At 40.8% G+C, this 1,133-nt stretch carries 1 protein-coding gene; it reads left to right on the top strand.

Annotated elements, in window-relative coordinates:
- Positions 1 to 102: 102 nt before the first annotated feature.
- Positions 103 to 1,017 carry an IS982 family transposase gene (locus CIK95_RS09970; protein ID WP_094466918.1) on the top strand — a complete coding sequence of 305 codons (915 nt, stop codon included), beginning with the start codon at positions 103 to 105 and terminating at the stop codon, positions 1,015 to 1,017.
- Positions 1,018 to 1,133 lie beyond the last annotated feature (116 nt).

Genomic DNA, 1,133 nt, shown 5'->3' on the forward strand with positions numbered 1-1,133 from the left:
ACCCCAGTTCGGGATAAGATTTTGTTCATAAAAAAGTTGGTAGTCTCACAAATATTTTGTACCTTTATAGGTGATTTACAATAAGTTACAAAAATATTTAATATGACTACCGATTACAAAGTTACAGAATTATTTTGTATTATAGACGAGTTTTGCAAACATTTTGATGCAGAAAATGCAGGAAATTTGCTGGAAGACAATAGCGGAGTGAAGCGTAGACGGCGTGCAGCATCGTTGTCCGACAGTGAAATCATGACCATTCTGTTGTATTTTCATTTTGGTACATTCCGCAATTTCAAGCACTACTACCTGTTCTTTATTAAGGGTACGATGAAGTCTTATTTTCCGAAAGCCGTGTCGTACAACCGCTTTGTGGAGTTGGAAAGCCGCGTGTTCTTCCAGCTCATGTTCTTCCTTAATCTGGGAGCTTTCGGAAGATGTACCGGCATAACATTCGTTGATTCCACGATGATACCCGTATGCCATAATCTCAGGAGATATGCCAATAAGGTATTCAAGGGAATTGCCACTGACGGAAAAGGAACTATGGGTTGGTGTCATGGCTTTAAGCTCCACCTTGCGTGCAATGACAGAGGCGAGATAATAGCGTTTGTACTTACTGGTGCAAATGTCAGCGACAAGGACCCGAATGTGTTCAATGTTCTTGCTAAACGTTTGTATGGCAAGCTGTTCGCTGACAAAGGCTATATTTCACAGAAGCTGTTTGACTTCCTCTTTGAGGATGGAATACAGCTGGTGACAGGGTTGCGCGTAAACATGAAAAACAAGCTGATGCCGTTCTATGACAGAATGATGCTGCGCAAGAGATACATTATCGAAACCATTAACGACATGCTGAAGAATACGGCACAGATTGTACATTCACGCCATAGATCTGTAAGCAACTTTATCATGAACCTCATTTCAGCCTTGGGAGCATATTGTTTCTTTGATAACAAGCCAAAGCCATTGCAAGGATACTGCATCGAAGACACGAAGCAACTTACAATGTTCTAAGGACAGAATAATCTCTTTCGATTCTTTATATATAGCCCATGTCTGATGGCATGGGAAGAGAATTCATGTATCTCTCTTAACATGCAACTAATCGCTATCTTATCCCGAATTGGGGT

This window comes from Prevotella sp. P5-108 (genome assembly GCF_002251385.1).
GTDB lineage: Bacteria > Bacteroidota > Bacteroidia > Bacteroidales > Bacteroidaceae > Prevotella.

What these genes read in the sequence shown, in the direction of transcription:
- CIK95_RS09970 (WP_094466918.1), top strand. Translation starts at nt 103, where the DNA reads ATGACTACCGATTACAAAGTTACAGAATTATTTTGTATTATAGACGAG.